This is a genomic window from Kribbella sp. NPDC004536 (genome assembly GCF_042873835.1).
GTDB lineage: Bacteria > Actinomycetota > Actinomycetes > Propionibacteriales > Kribbellaceae > Kribbella.
Map to the genome: position 1 here is coordinate 1,347,673 of NZ_JBIALY010000001.1, position 16,329 is coordinate 1,364,001.

Here is a 16,329-nt window from a genome sequence, read left to right on the forward strand (position 1 = left end):
TCAGCCCTCCTTCGGGGTGTCGGAGCCGTTCGGGGCGGACCAGTTGCGCTCGCGGGCCAGCCGCAGGCCGGCCAGCGTCGCCTTGCCACCGGTCGGGCCCTCGTCGGCGCGGCCGTCCGGGTACCCGGCGAGGACGCGCTCGGCCTCGCGCCAGGTGCAGATCGTCGCACCGCGCGGCGACTTCACCTCGGTCCCGTCGCGCAGGTCGTCGACCAGCTGGGTGGCGGACTCCGGCGTCATGTCGTCGAAGAACTCCCAGTTGACCATCATCACCGGCGCGTAGTCGCAGGCCGCGTTGCACTCGAGGTGCTCGAGGGTGATCTTGCCGTCCTCGGTGGTCTCGTCGTTGCCGACGTCCAGGTGCTGCTTGAGGCGGTCGAAGATCAGGTCGCCACCCATCACCGCGCACAGCGTGTTGGTGCAGACGCCGACGTGGTAGTCGCCGACCGGGCGGCGCTTGTACATCGTGTAGAAGGTGGCCACCGCCGACACCTCGGCGCCGGTCAGCCCGAGCACGTCGGCGCAGGCCTCGATGCCCTCCGGGGTGACCCGGCCCTCGACCGACTGCACCAGGTGCAGCATCGGCAGCAGCGCGGACCGGCCCTCGGGGTACCGGGCCGCGAGCTCGCGCATCTCCGCGATCGTGGTCTCGGTGATCTTCGAGTCGCCCGTGCTGTACGGCACGGTCTTGTCGGTAGCAGTTGTGTGGTTCTCGGCCATTTAGCGGTCCACTCCACCCATCACCGGGTCAAGGCTGGCGACGGCGACGATCACGTCGGCGACCTGGCCGCCCTCGCACATGATCGGCATCGCCTGCAGGTTTGCGAAGGACGGGTCACGGAAGTGCACCCGGAACGGCTTGGTGCCGCCGTCGGAGACGACGTGCGCACCCATCTCGCCACGCGGCGACTCGATCGCCACGTAGGCCTGGCCGGCCGGGACCCGGAAGCCCTCGGTGACCAGCTTGAAGTGGTGGATCAGGGCTTCCATCGACTCGCCCATGATGTGCTTGATGTGGTCGAGCGAGTTGCCCATCCCGTCGGCGCCGACCGCCAGCTGGCTCGGCCAGCCGATCTTCTTGTCCGCGACCATCACCGGCTGGCCGTCCATCTTCTCCAGCCGGTCGGCGCACTGCTCGACGATCTTCAGCGACTCGTGCATCTCCTGCAGCCGGACGCGGAACCGCCCGTACGCGTCGGAGGTGTCCCAGGTCGGTACGTCGAAGTCGTACGTCTCGTAACCGCAGTACGGCTGCATCTTGCGCAGGTCCAGCGCGTAGCCGGTGGAGCGCACCGTCGGGCCGGAGATGCCGAGCGCCATACAGCCGGCCAGGTCCAGGTAGCCGACGTTGTTCAGCCGCGCCTTGAAGATCGGGTTGGCGTTGCAGAGCTCGGCGTACTCCTTGAGATGCCGGTTCATCCAGGTGATGTACTCGCGGATCTTGTCCAGCGCACCCGGCGGCAGGTCCTGCGCGACACCGCCCGGCCGGATGAACGCGTGGTTCATCCGCAGGCCGGTGATCAGCTCGAACAGGTCCAGGGTCTTCTCGCGCTCGCGGAAGCCGATCGTCATCACGGTCAGCGCGCCGATCTCCATACCGCCGGTGGCGATACAGACCAGGTGGCTGCTGATCCGGTTGAGCTCCATCAGGAGCACCCGCATGACGTTGGCCTTCTCCGGGATCTGGTCCTCGATCCCGAGCAGCCGCTCGACCGACAGGCAGTACGCCGCCTCGTTGTAGAACGGCGACAGGTAGTCCATCCGGGTGCAGAACGTGACGCCCTGCGTCCAGGAGCGGAACTCCATGTTCTTCTCGATACCGGTGTGCAGGTAGCCGATGCCGCAGCGGGCCTCGGTCACGTTCTCACCGTCGAGTTCGAGGATGAGCCGCAGGACGCCGTGCGTGGACGGGTGCTGCGGGCCCATGTTGACGACGACGCGCTCCTCCGGCTCCTCGCCGAGACCGGAGACGACCGAGTCCCAGTCCTGGCCGGTGACCGTGAAAACCTTACCCTCGGTGGTGTCCCGAGTGGTCGCGTACGGATCTGCCTGCGTGGATTGACTCTGTGTCATCAGTTGTACGACCTCCGCGTGTCGGGCGGCGGGATGACGGCGCCCTTGTACTCGACGTCGATGCCGCCGAGCGGGTAGTCCTTGCGCTGCGGGTGGCCCGGCCAGTCGTCCGGCATCAGCACCCGGGTCAGCGCCGGGTGCCCGTCGAAGACGATGCCGAACATGTCCCAGGTCTCCCGCTCGTGCCAGTCGTTGGCCGGGTAGACCGAGACGATCGACGGGATGTGCGGGTCGGCGTCGGGCGCCGACACCTCCAGCCGGACCCGGCGGTTGTGGGTGATCGACAGGAAGTGGTAGACGGCGTGCAGTTCGCGGCCGGTCTCGTGCGGGTAGTTGACCCCGCTGACGCCCGAGCAGAACTCGAACCGCAGCGCCTCGTCGTCGCGCAGGTGCTTGCACACCTCGACCAGGTTCTCGCGCTTGACGTGCAGGGTCAGCTCGCCGCGGTCGACGACGACCTTCTCGATCGAGCCGTCGGCGGCCAGGCCTTCCAGCCGGTCCACCGCGGCGTCGAACCAGGAGCCGTACGGCCGCGGGGTCGCGCCGGGCAGCGCGACCTGGCGCTTCAGGCCGCCGAAGCCGGAGGTGTCGCCGGTGCCGCGGACACCGAACATGCCCTCGCGCTGGTCGACCACCTCGGCCTGCGGCGTCTGCGCGTCACTCGCGGCAGAGGTCGCCGGCAGGTTCTCGGGTTGGGAGTCACTCACCGGAGCAGACCCTTCATCTCAATGGTCGGGGCCGCGGTCAGTGCAGCGGCCTCCTGCTCGGTCTGCAGCGCCTTCTTGTGCGCGCCGAGCTTCATGTGCTGGATCTGGTCGTGGATCTTCAGGAACGCGTCCAGCAGCATCTCCGGCCGCGGCGGGCAGCCCGGCAGGTACATGTCGACCGGGACCACGTGGTCCACGCCCTGCACGATCGCGTAGTTGTTGAACATGCCGCCGGACGACGCGCAGACGCCCATCGCCAGCACCCACTTCGGGCCGGGCATCTGGTCGTAGATCTGGCGCAGTACCGGAGCCATCTTCTGGCTCACCCGGCCGGCCACGATCATCAGGTCGGCCTGCCGCGGCGAGGCCCGGAAGACCTCCATCCCGAACCGGGCGGCGTCGTAGCGTGGCGCTCCGGTGGTCATCATCTCGATGGCGCAGCAGGCCAGCCCGAAGGTTGCCGGCCACAACGAGGCCTTGCGCATGTAGCCGAGCAGTCCTTCGACGGTGCTCAGCAGGACGCCGGCCGGAAGCTGTTCCTCAAGACCCATGTCAGTCCCACTCCAGTCCGCCGCGGCGCCACACATAGGTGTACGCGACGAAGACGGTGACGATGAAGATGACCATCTCGACCAGCCCGAACATGGCCATCTGGTCGAAAGCGACCGCCCACGGGTACAGGAAGATGATCTCGATGTCGAACACGATGAACAGCATCGCGGTGATGTAGTACTTCACCGGGAAGCGGCCGCCGCCGACCGGCTGCGGGGTCGGTTCGATGCCGCACTCGTACGAGTCCAGCCTGGCCCGGTTGTACCGCTTCGGGCCGACCAGCGCACTCACGGTGATGCTGCCCGCCACGAAGAGCAGCGCGAGCACACCAAGAGCAAGAATCGGTGTGTAGGGGTGCATCGCTGCGTGCTCCCTCCTTCAGCCGGTGGTCTGTCTGTGTCTGTTCTTGTCTGTTGTTATCAGTACCGCTGTGGCTCAGCTCACCCGCCCCGCCGGTCAGGCCGCCGGAGCCAGCTTCGTGAGCCCGTTGATGATCTTGTCCATCACGTCCCCGTCGCGCGGGTCGGTGAGGTTCGCGAGCAACTTCAAGGTGAACTTCATCAGCGTGGTGCGCGGCAGACCGTACTTGGTGCAGAGCCGCATCACCTCCGGATTTCCGATCAGCTTCACGAAGATCCGGCCGAGCGTGTAGTAGCCGCCGTACTCCTGCTTCAGCGCCTTCGGGTACGCCGACAGCGCGCGCTCGCGCTGGTTCGGCTGCCGGCGCAGCGCCTGGGCGGCGACCTCGGCGGCGAACGCCCCGGACTCCATCGCGTACGGGATGCCCTCGCCGTTGAACGGGTTGACCATGCCGCCGGCGTCGCCGAGCAGCATCAGGCCGCGGGTGTAGTGCGGCTGCCGGTTGAAGCCCATCGGCAGTGCCGCGCCGCGGATCGGGATGGTCTGGAACTCGTCGCGGAACTGCCACTCCTCCGGCGTGTTCTTCAGCCATGCCTTCAGCAGGTCGGCGTAGTCGACCTTGCCGAACGCCTCGGAGGTGTTCAGGATGCCGAGGCCGACGTTGACGGTGCCGTCGCCCATCCCGAAGATCCAGCCGTACCCGGGCAGCAGTACCTTGCCGCCGGGCTGCTTCGGGTCGTCGGCCCACAGCTCCAGCCAGGACTCGAGGTAGTCGTCGTTCGTCCGCGGGCTGGTGAAGTACGTCCGGACGGCCACGCCCATCGGGCGGTCGTCGCGCTTGTGCAGGCCCATCGCGATGCTCAGCCGGGACGAGTTGCCGTCGGCCGCCATCACCAGTGGCGCCCGGAACTCGAGGTCGTCGCCGGCTCTTCGCCCGTTGTCGTCGACCGGCTTCGCGGTGACGCCGACGATGTGCCCGCGGTCGTCCAGGATCGGCCCGCTGACGTTGGTCCGTTCGCGCAGCCGCGCCCCGGCCTTCACGGCCTGCCGGGCGAGCATGTCGTCGAAGTCCATCCGGTTCCGGGTCAGGCCGTAGTTCGGGTGGCTGGCCAGATCCGGCCAGTCGAGCTGCAGCTGGTGCCCGGCGCCCTGGATCCGGAGGCCGTAGTTGCGGATCCAGCCGGCGTCTTCGGAGATGTCGATGCCCATGTTGATCAGCTGCTTGGTGCCGCGCGGGGTCAGCCCGTCACCGCACACCTTCTCCCGCGGGAACGCGGTCTTCTCCAGCAGCAGTACGTCGAGACCGGCGTTCGCCAGGTGGTACGCGGCCGCCGAACCGGCGGGTCCGGCACCGACGACGATCACATCGGCGGTCTCCGCCTGCTGCCCGCTCGGCACGCTCTGGCTCATCTCTCCGGCCTGGATGTTCTTGGGGGCGTGTGCGCTCGTGAACGACTTCACGAGCCCTCTTCACTCGACAGTCTAGGACTGCCTGACTCGGACACGAAACTCGCCCCAACCCCCTTGCAGGCAAGCCAATTACGCATAATTTCCGTTGCGTAATTAACTGGGCTTGACGGCCCTGTGGATGGCGACCAGGCCGCCGGTCAGGTTGCGCCACTGCACCCTGGTCCAGCCGGCCGCGTCGATCACCCGGGCCAGCGGCTCCTGCGGCAGCCAGGCGCGGGTCGACTCGGCCAGGTACTCGTACGCGTCCGGGTTGGTCGACACCACCTTCGCCACCGCCGGCACCGCGCGCATCATGTACTCCAGGTAGACCACCCGGAACGGTTTCCAGGTCGGGTGCGACTGTTCGAGGACGACCAGCCGCCCGCCCGGCCGGGTGACCCGGAGCATCTCGGCCAGCGCGAGCGGTACGTCGTTCACGTTCCGCAGCGCCCAGGAGATCGTCACCACGTCGAACGTACCGTCGGCGAACGGCAGCCGGAGCGCGTCGCCGGCGATCAGGTCCAGCTCCGGGTGCCGGCGCTTGCCGACCGTCAGCATCCCGACCGAGAAGTCGCAGGACACCACCTCGGCGCCGGCCTCGCGGAGCTTGATGCTGGACGCGCCGGTGCCGGCCGCCAGGTCGAGGATCTTCATCCCCTTCCGCGGTGCGATCTCCTTGAACGTCTCCGGGCGCCAGTACAGCTTCTCCAGGCCCATCGTCGCGACCGCGTTCGTCCGGTCGTACCCCTCGGCCACGTTGTCGAACATCGCCGCCACGGCCTGCGGTTGTTTGCTCAGATCTGCGCGTGTCACCTGTCTAGTTCATCACGCGAGCATTGGTCCGGCGGACGGCAGGCATACGCTTGCATCTCGTGAGTGCATCTCCAGGTAGCCGTGCGGCCCTCGCGACCCGAGGCCCCGCACCGCAGTTGGTGGTTCGCAGTCAGCCGGTGGAGGGGGTGTCGGCGCACCTGCTCGACCACCTGCCGGACGAGGGCGGACTCGCGTGGGTACGGCGTGGCGACGGCCACGTCGGCTGGGGCGTCGCCGCCCGGCTGGACGTTGCCGGGAGCAACCGGTTCGAGAAGGCCGCGCGCTGGTGGCAGGAACTCGTCGGCGCCGCGGTGGTCCGCGACGAGATCGGCATACCGGGCTCCGGGCTGGTCTGCTTCGGGTCGTTCGGCTTCACCGACGCCGACCCGAGTGAACTGGTCGTACCCGAGGTGATCGTCGGCCGCCGCGCCGGCACCACCTGGGTGACCACGATCTCCCCGGCGAGCTCGCTGACCGCGCCGCCGGAGCTCGAGGTACACGAGCCGTCGCCGGTGTACGACGTGACGTTCGCGGACGGCGCCCGGACCGGGACGGACTGGTCGAGCATCGTCGCCGACGCGGTCCGCCGGATCACCGCGGGCGACCTGGACAAGGTGGTACTGGCCCGGGACCTGATCGCGATCGCCGAGCAGCCGATCGACCTGCGCTGGCCGCTGCACCGGCTCGCGACCGCGTACCCGAACTGCTGGACGTTCTCCGTCGACGGGCTGATCGGCGCGACGCCGGAGCTGCTCGTCCGCCGGGAGAAGGGCCTGATCACGTCCCGCGTTCTGGCCGGGACGATCCGCCGTACCGGCGACGACGCGCACGACCTGGCGCTGGCGGCGTCGCTGGCGCGGTCGTCGAAGGACCTCGAGGAGCACGAGTTCGCGGTCCGCTCGGTCGCCGACGCGCTCGAGCCGCACTGCTCGTCGATGAACGTCCCGGAGACCCCGTTCGTACTCCACCTGCCGAACGTGATGCACCTGGCCACCGACGTCGCCGGTGTCGCGAACAACGGCGCCTCCGCGCTCGGGCTGGCCGCCGCGCTGCATCCGTCCGCGGCGGTCTGCGGTACGCCGACGCCGGTCGCGCGGGACCTGATCGGCGAGATCGAGGGCATGCAGCGCGGCCGGTTCAGCGGACCGGTCGGCTGGATGGACGCGGCCGGCGACGGCGAGTGGTGCATCGCGCTGCGCTGCGGCCAGGCCGACCCCGGCGACGCCCGCCGGATGCGGCTGTTCGCCGGCGCCGGCATCGTCGCGGGCTCCAACCCGGACGCCGAACTGGCCGAGACGAACGCCAAGCTGGTACCGATGCGAGACGCCCTAGGAGACTGAACTGTGAAGCTCACGAAGTTTGCGCACGCGTGTGTCCGGTTGGAGAAGGACGGGCGGGTGCTGCTGGTCGACCCCGGGTCGTTCAGTGAGGACGCGGCCTTCGAGAAGGCGGACGCGATCCTGGTCACGCACGAGCACCAGGACCACCTGGACGTCGACCGAGTCTCCGCCCTCGACGTACCCGTCTACACGAACGCGGGCGTCGCGGCGCAGCTGACCGCGCTCGGCGACCGGGTGCACGTGGTCGAGGGTGGTCAGTCGTTCGAGGCGGCCGGCTTCTCGATCAGTGCCTACGGCAAGGACCACGCCGTGATCCTGCCCGAGCTCGGCGTACCGTGCGAGAACATCGGGTTCCTGATCGAGGACGCCGTCTACCACCCGGGCGACTCGTTCACCCAGCCGGACCGCGAAGTGCACACCAACCTGGTCCCGATCTCCGGCCCGTGGTTCTCACTGGCCCCGGCCGTCGAGTACGCCCGCTCGGTCAAGGCGCAGCAGACGGTCGGCATCCACAACGCCCTGCTCAGCGAGGTGGGCCTCGGCATGATGAAGCACTGGATCACCGAGGCCGGCGGCCGCCCGTACCACGGTCTGACCTCCGGCCAGTCGCTCGACCTCAGCTGAAGTCCACATCGATGAAGTCGGCCACCGGGCGGTAGCCCGCCTGGTGGTAGATCTTGTTCGAGGTGGGGTTGGCGAGGTCGGTGTAGAGGCAGGCCTGGTTGCCGGCGGCAAGGATGTTGGCGGTGACGTGGGTGGTGAGGGCGCCGGCGTAGCCGTGGTGGCGGTGGTCCGGCGGGGTGTAGACGGGGCCGACGCGGCAGACGCCGTACAGCGGCATGTGGTAGGCGGCCATGCTGACTGGTTCGCCGTTGGCCTCCCAGATCCACAGGGTCCGGTCGTCGAGCCGGCGCTCGGCCCACTCGCGGTGGTCGGTCGCGATGGCGTCGGCGATCTCGGCCGCGAAGCCGTCGCCCCAGGTGGCGACCACATCGACGTCCTCCGCCTGCATCAGCCGTGCGCTGCCGTCCGCCGTCAGCGGGCTGAGCTCGATCAGCTTGTGCAGCCGGGTGCCGCGTGTCTCGGTCGCCTTGCCGCCGCGGAGTTCACACCAGCGGCGGGCGAAGCGGAGCGCCGCCGGACGGTCGCCCGCGACGCCCTTCAGCTCCGGCAGTACGTCGGCGTACGCGTCGGCGATCGGCTCCGCCAGGTCCTCCCGCAGTGCGCCGACGTACACCCCGCGCCCGGGTGTCCGCATCGCGGCGCCGACGACGTCCGGGTCGTGCACTGACACGAAGTACGACGGCTCGTCCTCGGCGCGTACCGTACCGTCGGCGCGTTCGTGGACGTTGCTCATGATGATCGTGTGCAGCACCGGATCCCGTTGCAGGAAAGGGAAAACCGTCCGCTCGAAGGCCTGCGGATCGCTCGTGACACGGACATCCATGCAGCGGAGCGTACGCCTCCCGGCCCCGGACGGTCGCCCGGATTTACACTGCGGCTATGTCCACCACGCGGTTGTTGCTGCTCGGCGTCGTGCGGATCTTCCAGCCGGCGTACGGGTACCAGCTGCGCCGCGAGCTGCTCACCTGGAACGTGCAGGACTGGGCGAACATCAACCCCGGCTCGATCTACACCGGCCTCCGGACGCTGGCCAAGCACGGGTACCTGCAGGAGCTCGAGCAGGACGGCGCGCACCGCCCCGGGCGGACGTCGTACAAGCTGACCGCGGACGGCGAGACCGAGTACTTCTCGCTGCTGCGCGGCATGCTCTGGACCGTCGACGGGTTCCATCCGGACAAGATGCAGGCGACGATCAGCTTCATGTGGTCGCTGCGCCGCGACGAGGTGATCGCCGCCCTGGAGGCCCGGATCGCCCAGCTGGAGTCGTGGCTCAAGTCCGAGCCGTTCTCCGAGCGCGCGATCCTCGAGGACCCCGGCACCCCGAACCATGTGGTCGAGATGTTCCGGATCACCACCGCGCGCGACAGCGGCGAGCTGCAGTGGACCCGCGAGTTCCTGGACCGGATCCGGAACGGCGACTACGCGTTCGCCGGCGAGCCCGCCGACTGGGCCCCGTACCCGGGCATGGTCACGCACTGGGGGGAGATCCCTGATCCACCCCCCGGACCCCATAATCAACATTGACTAGTCAAGATTGATCACCCACACTGGCTCGCATGATGATCGAAGCGCGCGGGCTGGTGCGGACGTTCAAGACGAAACGGGGGGCGGTCCAAGCCGTCCAAGGGGTTGATCTGGAGGTGGCCGACGGCGAGATCGTCGGCTTTCTCGGGCCGAACGGGGCCGGCAAGACCACGACGATGCGAATGCTCGCGACGCTGATCAAGCCGACCAGCGGGACCGCGACGGTCGCCGGGTGCGACCTGGCGAAGGACCCGGTCGGCGTCCGCCGCGGGATCGGGTACGTCCCGCAGAGCGGCTCGACGCTGCCCGAGGCGGTGGCCGGCGACGAGGTCGTCGACCACGCCCGGCTGTACGGCGTACCGAAGGCGAAGGCGGCCGCGGACGGGCAACGGCTGTTCGAGGAGCTCGACCTGCCCGGCCTGTGGCGCCGGCAGTGCAAGACGCTGTCGGGCGGGCAGCGGCGCCGGCTGGACATCGTGATGGGCCTGATCCACGACCCGAAGCTGATCTTCCTGGACGAGCCGACCACCGGCCTCGACCCGCAGGCGCGGGCCAACCTCTGGGAGCACATCCGCGGCCTCCGGGACCGCGGCGCGACGATCTTCCTGACCACGCACTACCTGGACGAGGCGGACGCGCTCTGCGACCGGATCCTGGTCATCGACCACGGCAAGATCGTGGCTTCGGGCACGCCGGACAACCTGAAGCAGCAGGTCTCCGGTGACGCGGTCCGGTTGAGTCTCGCCGATCCGGCCCAGGCGCCGGGCGTGATGAAGATCGTCGAGTTGCTCGACGGCGCCGTCGAGATCGAGACCGACGACGACGTGGTCGGTTTCCGCATCCAGCGCGGTGGTTCCGTACTGCCCGGCTTGCTCCGCCAGATCGATGCCCAGGGCATCGAGTTGCACGGGGTCGAGGTGCACCGGCCGACGCTCGACGACGTTTTCCTGACCATGACCGGGCGCTCGTTGCGCGACGAGGACACGACGCCTGCCACCGAGAAGGAGACCGCGGCATGAACGTCCTGCGTGAGACGTGGATCGTCTTCCACCGGGCCATGCGGCTGTCGCTGCGGAACCCGATGTGGTCGATCCTGATGCTGAGCCAGCCGCTGATGTATCTGTTCCTGTTCGGTCCGCTGCTGAAGCCGATCACCGCGCAGATCAGCCAGGGCCACGCCACCAACGCCTACCAGGTGTTCATCCCCGGGCTGATCGTGCAGCTCGGTATGTTCGGTGCGATGTTCGTCGGCTTCGGCCTGATCGCGGAGTACCGGGCCGGCGTCATCGAGGCCGACCGCGTCACCCCGGCGTCCCGGATCGCGCTCATGGCCGGTCGGGTACTGCGGGACGTCGTAGTACTCGTCGTACAGTCCGTGCTCCTCCTGCTCGCCGCACTCCCGCTGGGTCTGCGCGCGCCGTGGGGCGGCGTACTGCTGTCGCTGGTGATCGTCGCGCTGCTCGGCGCCACGTTCGCCTCGCTGTCGTACTCGGTCGCGCTCATCACCAAGAGCGAGGATGCGCTGGCTCCGCTGCTGAACCGCATCGCCATGCCGCTCCTGCTGCTGTCCGGCATCCTCCTCCCGATGCAGATCGGCCCGAAGTGGCTGCAGCGGCTGTCCGACATCAGCCCGCTGAAGCACGTGGTGAACGGTGTCCGCGCCCTGTTCCGCGGCGACATCAGCAGCTCCGCCTCACTGTGGGGCCTGTTCTGGGTGGTCCTGCTGACCGTCGTCGGCCTGGCCGTCGGCGCACGTACGTTCCGTAAGGAATCTGCTTGATGTTCATCGACGTGTTGCATGGCGGCGCTACGGTGCCGCCATGCGCTCGCCGATGGTCCGTGGGGTCGTCGGCTCTGTCGTAGTCGCTGTCGCCAGCCTGGTGACGTCGGTGGTGCCGCAGTCCTCCTGGGCCGCCTCGTTCCCGCTGCGCGACTCCCTGCCCGGCCGGATGGTCGGGCTGACGTTCATGGTGGCTGGGCTCGGCCTGATGGCCTGGGCCTGGCTGACCGTGGGCCGCCGCGTCATGGCCGGCGAGAGGCTGCCGCTGCTGCGAATGACGGCGTACTGGAGCATCCCGCTCCTGTTGGCGCCGCCGCTGTTCAGCCGCGACGCCTGGAGCTACGCCGCCCAGGGCGCACTGGTCGCCGAGGGCTACAACCCGTACGAGGTGGGTCCCGGTGTGCTGTCCGGCCACATCGTCGAGGCCGTGGACCCGATGTGGATGCAGACACCGGCCCCGTACGGCCCGTTGCCGCTCGCGTACGGCGGTCTCGTCGCGCACCTCACCATGAACCCGTACCTGCTGATGCTGGCGCACCGCCTCCTCGCAGTGGTCGGCGTAGTACTCATAGCGTGGGCCGTACCGCGCCTTGCAACCGCCTGTCGCGTCGACCCGGCCTTTGCCACGTGGCTGGTCGTACTGAACCCCATGCTGATCACTCACGGCATCGGCGCGGCTCACAACGACATGCTGATGCTGGGGCTCGCCTGCAGCGCGTTCGCGCTGGCCCTGACGGGCCACTGGGGTACGGCGGCCGTCGTCGCGGGTACCGCAGCCGCAGTGAAGCTCCCGGGCGGACTGGTCGCGATCGCGATCGCCGCGGTCATGAGCCCGCTTGCAGGACGTCTGCACCGGTTCGCCAGCCTGGTGATCGCGGGAGCGGTCTCAGTACTGACCCTGGTCACCGTCGGCGCTCTTACCGGTGTCGGCTCTGGCTGGCTCGGTGCCCTCGACGTTCCCGGGCTGGTGCGTTCACCGTTCTCCATCGCCAACCTCATCGGCATGGCAGCGTCCGGCGTACTCGGGTGGCTCGGTGAAGACACCGCGGCCGCACAGGCGCTGCAGATCGTCCGGCTGATCGGGATGATCGCGGCACTCGGCCTGATCGCGTGGTTGAGCCTCAGGTCGTCCATCCACTACGCAGCGCGGGCTGTAGGAGTCGCACTGCTCGCGGTTGTCGTACTAGGTCCGAGCGCGCACGACTGGTACTTCCTGTGGTGCCTGCCGTTCCTCGCCGTCGCACGTCCCGGCCGGCGGCTGACCACGATCATCACCGCGGTCAGCCTGATCTTCACGATCGCCGCACCACTCAACTCGTCGCTGCGTGGTGCGACCATCCCGATCCTCACGACGACCGCGCTGGTGATCGCGATCGCGTTGCCGCTGCTCAATCACCTCCGCACACTGCAGCCGGCGCGGAAGGTGCCTGTTACAGCTGCCGTAGTGCCTCCACCAGCGACTGGCTCAACGGCCGGTGGTCGTCTCGCGACAGCCGTACCTCCACCACGTCCAGCCCCGCCACAGTAGGCGCGAGCGCGGCGCGCAGTTCGTCGACGGTGCGCACCAGCGTGTACGGCGTACCGCTGGCGGCGCACAGTGCGGACAGGTCGACGTTGTGCGGCGTACCGAAGACACGCTCGAAGTGCGTGGCGTGGTTCGGATCGCCCTGCTCGAGCGTGGAGAAGATCCCGCCGCCGTTGTCGTTGACGACCACGATCCGCAGGTCCGGACGGGCCTCGTCCGGCCCGATGATCAGGCCGTTGCTGTCGTGCAGGAACGCGAGGTCGCCGATCAGCGCGTACGTCGGGCCCGCGTTCGCGAGCGCCGCGCCGACGGCCGTGGAGATCGTGCCGTCGATCCCGGCGAGGCCGCGGTTGGCGATCGTACGGATCGGCACGACCGGGGCCAGGTCGAGATCGCGAACCGGGTTGGACGACGCGACCACCAGCATGCCGTCGGCGCCGGCAGCCTCGCCCACCAGTGCCGCGACGCGCGGACCGCTCAGGCCGTCCGCCAGCACCTTGTCGATGGCCGGCCGCGCGGCCTGGTCGGCGTCCTGCCACCTGGCGAGCCAGTCGGTCGGGTCGGCCGCGGTGACCGTCAGCCCGGTGACCACGGAGGCCGCACGGCGCGCGGGATCCGGCCAGTGGCCGGTCGGCGACACCACGACCACCTCGAGGTCCGGCCGCGCCAGCAACTTCGAGATCGGCCGCGACAGCGTGGGATGCCCGAACACCAGCACCCGCTCGATCTCATCGGCGAGTGTGCTTGCCTGTAGCAACAACCGGTAAGCGCTGATCACGGCCGGCCCAGTCCGAGCCCGACTGGACGGCTCCGCAAACAAGGGCCACCGCCCAGCCTCGGCAACCAGCCGCGCCGCTTGAGAGGCCCCATCCCCCGCAACTACAACAGTCCGAGGCCCCGGAGCCACCGCGGCGGGTTGAGCATTCGCAGCATGCACAGCAGTCCAGGGCCCCGTACTGCGCCCGGTAAGAGGCTCAGGCCAATCAGGGCCTTCGGTAGGCACCAACGGCTCACTGAACGGACAGTTCAGCTGCACAGGCCCAGGATCAGCAGACCGCGCCCCGGTAGCCACAGCCATCGCCCGCGCGACCTGCGACCGCCAGTACGCCACCTGCCCGATCTCACGGACCGGCGTACCCATCTCGTGGAACAGCCGGACCGCAGACCCGAACACCTTCAACTGATCCGTCGTCTGATTCGCCCCGCTGCCCCTCAGCGCCGGCGGCCGGTCGGCGCTCAGCACAACGAGCGGAAGCCCGCTGTGCGAGGCCTCCAGCACCGCAGGGTGCAGGTTGGCCACAGCCGTACCCGAAGTCGTAACCACAGGCACAGGCAGCCCACTACCCCGCATCAACCCGATAGCCAGGAAGCCCGCGGTACGTTCGTCGATGCGGACATGCAGTCGCAGCCGCCCGTCACGATCAGCAGCAGCCAGGGCCAACGCCAGGGCCGCGCTGCGGGACCCAGGTGACACCACGGCCTCGCGCACACCGTTGCGGATCAGCTCGTCGACCACCACCGTCGCAAACGCAGTGGACGGGTTCATCGGGCACTCCTTACTCGGGACAGGCGCTCTTCCCACACCCTGGCCCGTTCAGCGTCGGCCCGTGCTGCCTGCAGCAGTTGGGGATCAGGTGCGACGCGTTTGACGGGCAAGAAGCCGTTGGTGGGAAGGAGAGGTTCCGTGACGACCTCTCGGGTAAACATCGACACCGTGGCCAGACCACACGCGTACGGAAGCTCCGGAAGTGCCGCGGCGAGTGCCACGCCTGCAGCGATTCCTACTGACGTCTCGAGCGCCGACGACACCACCACGGGCAGTCCGATCTGCTCTGCGATCTCCAGGCATGCGCGGACGCCACCGATGGGCTGCACCTTCAGTACGGCGATGTCGGCCGCGTCGAGCTTCTTCACTCGCAGCGGATCCTCCGCCCTGCGGATGGATTCGTCAGCGGCAACAGGAACCTCCGTACGCCGCCTGACCTGAGCCAACTCCTCCACGGTCGCCGTCGGCTGTTCGACGTACTCCAGGTCGAACCGCTGCAACTGCTTGAGGTTCTGCACTGCCTGGTCGACCGACCAAAGCCCGTTGGCGTCAATGCGAACCCTGCCGTCACCGATGGCATCCCGTACTGCTTCGACCCGCTCGAGGTCGTCAGCAAGCGTCTGCCCCGGCTCAGCCACCTTCACCTTCGCCGTACTGCACCCCGACGCTCTGACAATCTCCGCGGCTTTCAACGGGCCGACCGCGGGCACCGTGCAGTTCACGGGCACCCGATCGCGTACCGGCGCCGGCCACCCGTCCTCGGCCGCTTCACGCGCCGCACGCAACCAGGAGACACAGGTGGTGTCGTCGTAGTCCAGGAACGGGCTCCACTCAGCCCAGCCCGCGGGGCCCTCGTACAGCATGCCCTCGCGCACGGTGATGCCCCGGAACTTGTTCTTGAGGCCGATCGAGTACGTGATCACCGCACGCCCTCCAGCAGCCGCTGGCGATCAACCTTGCCCGAAGCAAGCATCGGCAACGCCGGCAGCTGTACGACGTCGCGCGGCGCCCACGTCCGCGGCAACGTCGCACTGACCCAGTCGCGCAGCTCGTCCCTTGTCGGCTCGCCGACGACAAACGCGACCACTCGCGTACCCCACTCCGCGTCCGGCGCGCCCAGTACCACTGCGTCCTGCACCTTCGGGTGCTCGAGCAACCGCGCCTGCACTGTCGTCAGCGTGACGTTCACGCCACCAGAGATCACCACGTCGTCCACGCGGCCTACCACCCGCAACCGCCCGTCCACGAGTTCGCCCCGGTCCTGCGTACGGAACCACCCGTCGCGCAGCACCTCCGAGGTGAGGTCCGGCCGTAGGCGGTACCCGGAGAACAGCGTGTTCCCCTTGATAAGGATGCGCCCGCCGTCCAGGTCGATCGCCGTACCGTCCAGTGGCACGCCGCCGTACACGCACCCGCTCCCCGTCTCGGTCATGCCGTACGCCGGGATCGCGTTCACGCCGGCGTCGCGCGCACGCCGCTTGAGCGGCTCCGGCGTCGACGCCCCGCCGATGATGATCGCGTCGAACGACCGGAGCGCCTCCAGGTCCGTGTCGAGGTACCGCGCCAGCTGCGTCGGCACCATCGCCGTGTAGCGCCGCCCGCCGGTCATGCGCTCGGCCGCGGCGGTGAAGCTGTCCTTGACCGGTACGGGCGTCGTACCGGCGACGAGCGAGCGGGTCAGGATCTGCAGGCCGCCGACGAAGTACGGCTTCATCGGCAGCAACCATTGCCCCGGGCCGCCGAGGCGGTCGTGGGTGGCCGCCGCCGACGCGATCAGCGCGTCCCGCGACAGCAGCACGCCCTTCGGCTCGCCCGACGACCCGGACGTGGTCAGTACGACGGCACAGTCGTCCTCGACCGGCTGGTCCGGCGCCGCCGCCTGACGTACCCGGGCGGCCCCGGCGGCATCCTCCGGCACCGGCGCGAACGGCGTACCCGTCCCGTCGAGTACGCCGCTCAACGCAGACAGCACCGCATCCGGCGTACCGGGAATCAGCCGCAAGGTAGACATGTCACCCCGAGCGTACGGCCCGGCT

At 68.9% G+C, this 16,329-nt stretch carries 17 protein-coding genes; 6 read left to right on the forward strand and 11 right to left on the reverse strand.

Translation table 11 applies throughout. The features are described from left to right. The 7 genes from nuoE to ACFYRU_RS06690 form a co-directional block, all read right to left on the reverse strand. On the reverse strand, positions 1 to 720 hold the full coding sequence (gene nuoE / locus ACFYRU_RS06660; RefSeq protein ID WP_387653804.1) for an NADH-quinone oxidoreductase subunit NuoE: 720 nt from the start codon (positions 718 to 720) through the stop codon (positions 1 to 3). Further along, positions 721 to 2,073, reverse strand: a complete 1,353-nt coding sequence (locus tag ACFYRU_RS06665) for an NADH-quinone oxidoreductase subunit D (protein WP_387653807.1) — start codon at positions 2,071 to 2,073, stop codon at positions 721 to 723. Then, positions 2,073 to 2,780: an NADH-quinone oxidoreductase subunit C gene (locus tag ACFYRU_RS06670; RefSeq protein WP_387653810.1), complete on the reverse strand. Its 708-nt coding sequence runs from the start codon at positions 2,778 to 2,780 to the stop codon at positions 2,073 to 2,075. The genes ACFYRU_RS06665 and ACFYRU_RS06670 overlap by 1 nt, the downstream gene beginning before the upstream one ends. Then, positions 2,777 to 3,331 (reverse strand): NADH-quinone oxidoreductase subunit B family protein, encoded by a 555-nt coding sequence (locus ACFYRU_RS06675; protein ID WP_131286677.1) that lies wholly within the window; start codon positions 3,329 to 3,331, stop codon positions 2,777 to 2,779. The genes ACFYRU_RS06670 and ACFYRU_RS06675 overlap by 4 nt, the downstream gene beginning before the upstream one ends. Before the next feature lies 1 nt (position 3,332). Then, a complete protein-coding gene (locus ACFYRU_RS06680; protein WP_387653813.1) occupies positions 3,333 to 3,692 on the reverse strand; it encodes an NADH-quinone oxidoreductase subunit A in 360 nt (119 codons plus the stop codon). 96 nt (positions 3,693 to 3,788) lie between these two features. After that, entirely contained in the window at positions 3,789 to 5,102 is a 1,314-nt protein-coding gene (locus tag ACFYRU_RS06685) for a geranylgeranyl reductase family protein (protein WP_387658031.1), read from the reverse strand. 153 nt (positions 5,103 to 5,255) lie between these two features. Further along, positions 5,256 to 5,954, reverse strand: a complete 699-nt coding sequence (locus ACFYRU_RS06690) for a demethylmenaquinone methyltransferase (protein WP_387653816.1) — start codon at positions 5,952 to 5,954, stop codon at positions 5,256 to 5,258. A gap of 59 nt (positions 5,955 to 6,013) precedes the next feature. On the opposite strand from ACFYRU_RS06690, the gene ACFYRU_RS06695 reads away from it, so the two are divergent. Then, positions 6,014 to 7,294: an isochorismate synthase MenF gene (locus ACFYRU_RS06695; protein WP_387653819.1), complete on the forward strand. Its 1,281-nt coding sequence runs from the start codon at positions 6,014 to 6,016 to the stop codon at positions 7,292 to 7,294. A gap of 3 nt (positions 7,295 to 7,297) precedes the next feature. Continuing rightward, on the forward strand, positions 7,298 to 7,918 hold the full coding sequence (locus ACFYRU_RS06700; RefSeq protein WP_387653821.1) for an MBL fold metallo-hydrolase: 621 nt from the start codon (positions 7,298 to 7,300) through the stop codon (positions 7,916 to 7,918). On the opposite strand, the gene ACFYRU_RS06705 is transcribed toward ACFYRU_RS06700, so the two are convergent. Beyond that, positions 7,911 to 8,741, reverse strand: coding sequence for a GNAT family N-acetyltransferase (locus ACFYRU_RS06705; RefSeq protein ID WP_387653823.1), 831 nt, complete (start codon positions 8,739 to 8,741; stop codon positions 7,911 to 7,913). The two genes, ACFYRU_RS06700 and ACFYRU_RS06705, sit on opposite strands and share 8 nt — an antisense overlap. Before the next feature lie 56 nt (positions 8,742 to 8,797). On the opposite strand from ACFYRU_RS06705, the gene ACFYRU_RS06710 reads away from it, so the two are divergent. The 4 genes from ACFYRU_RS06710 to mptB are packed head-to-tail and all read left to right on the forward strand — an operon-like array spanning position 8,798 to position 12,750. Continuing rightward, entirely contained in the window at positions 8,798 to 9,442 is a 645-nt protein-coding gene (locus tag ACFYRU_RS06710; RefSeq protein ID WP_387653826.1) for a PadR family transcriptional regulator, read from the forward strand. A 32-nt stretch (positions 9,443 to 9,474) separates the two neighbouring features. Further along, positions 9,475 to 10,461, forward strand: coding sequence for an ATP-binding cassette domain-containing protein (locus ACFYRU_RS06715; protein WP_387653829.1), 987 nt, complete (start codon positions 9,475 to 9,477; stop codon positions 10,459 to 10,461). Then, positions 10,458 to 11,222, forward strand: a complete 765-nt coding sequence (locus ACFYRU_RS06720; RefSeq protein ID WP_387653832.1) for an ABC transporter permease — start codon at positions 10,458 to 10,460, stop codon at positions 11,220 to 11,222. Before ACFYRU_RS06715 ends, ACFYRU_RS06720 begins: the two co-directional genes overlap by 4 nt. Before the next feature lie 40 nt (positions 11,223 to 11,262). After that, a complete protein-coding gene (gene mptB, locus ACFYRU_RS06725) occupies positions 11,263 to 12,750 on the forward strand; it encodes a polyprenol phosphomannose-dependent alpha 1,6 mannosyltransferase MptB (RefSeq protein WP_387653835.1) in 1,488 nt (495 codons plus the stop codon). Here mptB and menD read toward each other — a convergent pair. The 3 genes from menD to menE are packed head-to-tail and all read right to left on the reverse strand — an operon-like array spanning position 12,653 to position 16,304. Further along, positions 12,653 to 14,293: a 2-succinyl-5-enolpyruvyl-6-hydroxy-3-cyclohexene-1-carboxylic-acid synthase gene (gene menD / locus ACFYRU_RS06730; protein WP_387653838.1), complete on the reverse strand. Its 1,641-nt coding sequence runs from the start codon at positions 14,291 to 14,293 to the stop codon at positions 12,653 to 12,655. The genes mptB and menD overlap by 98 nt on opposite strands. Next, complete coding sequence (locus ACFYRU_RS06735) at positions 14,290 to 15,216, reverse strand: o-succinylbenzoate synthase (protein ID WP_387653841.1); 927 nt, start codon at positions 15,214 to 15,216, stop codon at positions 14,290 to 14,292. The genes menD and ACFYRU_RS06735 overlap by 4 nt, the downstream gene beginning before the upstream one ends. Continuing rightward, the gene (menE, locus tag ACFYRU_RS06740; protein WP_387653843.1) at positions 15,213 to 16,304 is read right to left on the reverse strand and encodes an o-succinylbenzoate--CoA ligase; all 1,092 of its coding nucleotides are present in this window, start codon (positions 16,302 to 16,304) and stop codon (positions 15,213 to 15,215) included. Before menE ends, ACFYRU_RS06735 begins: the two co-directional genes overlap by 4 nt. Positions 16,305 to 16,329: the final 25 nt, after the last annotated feature.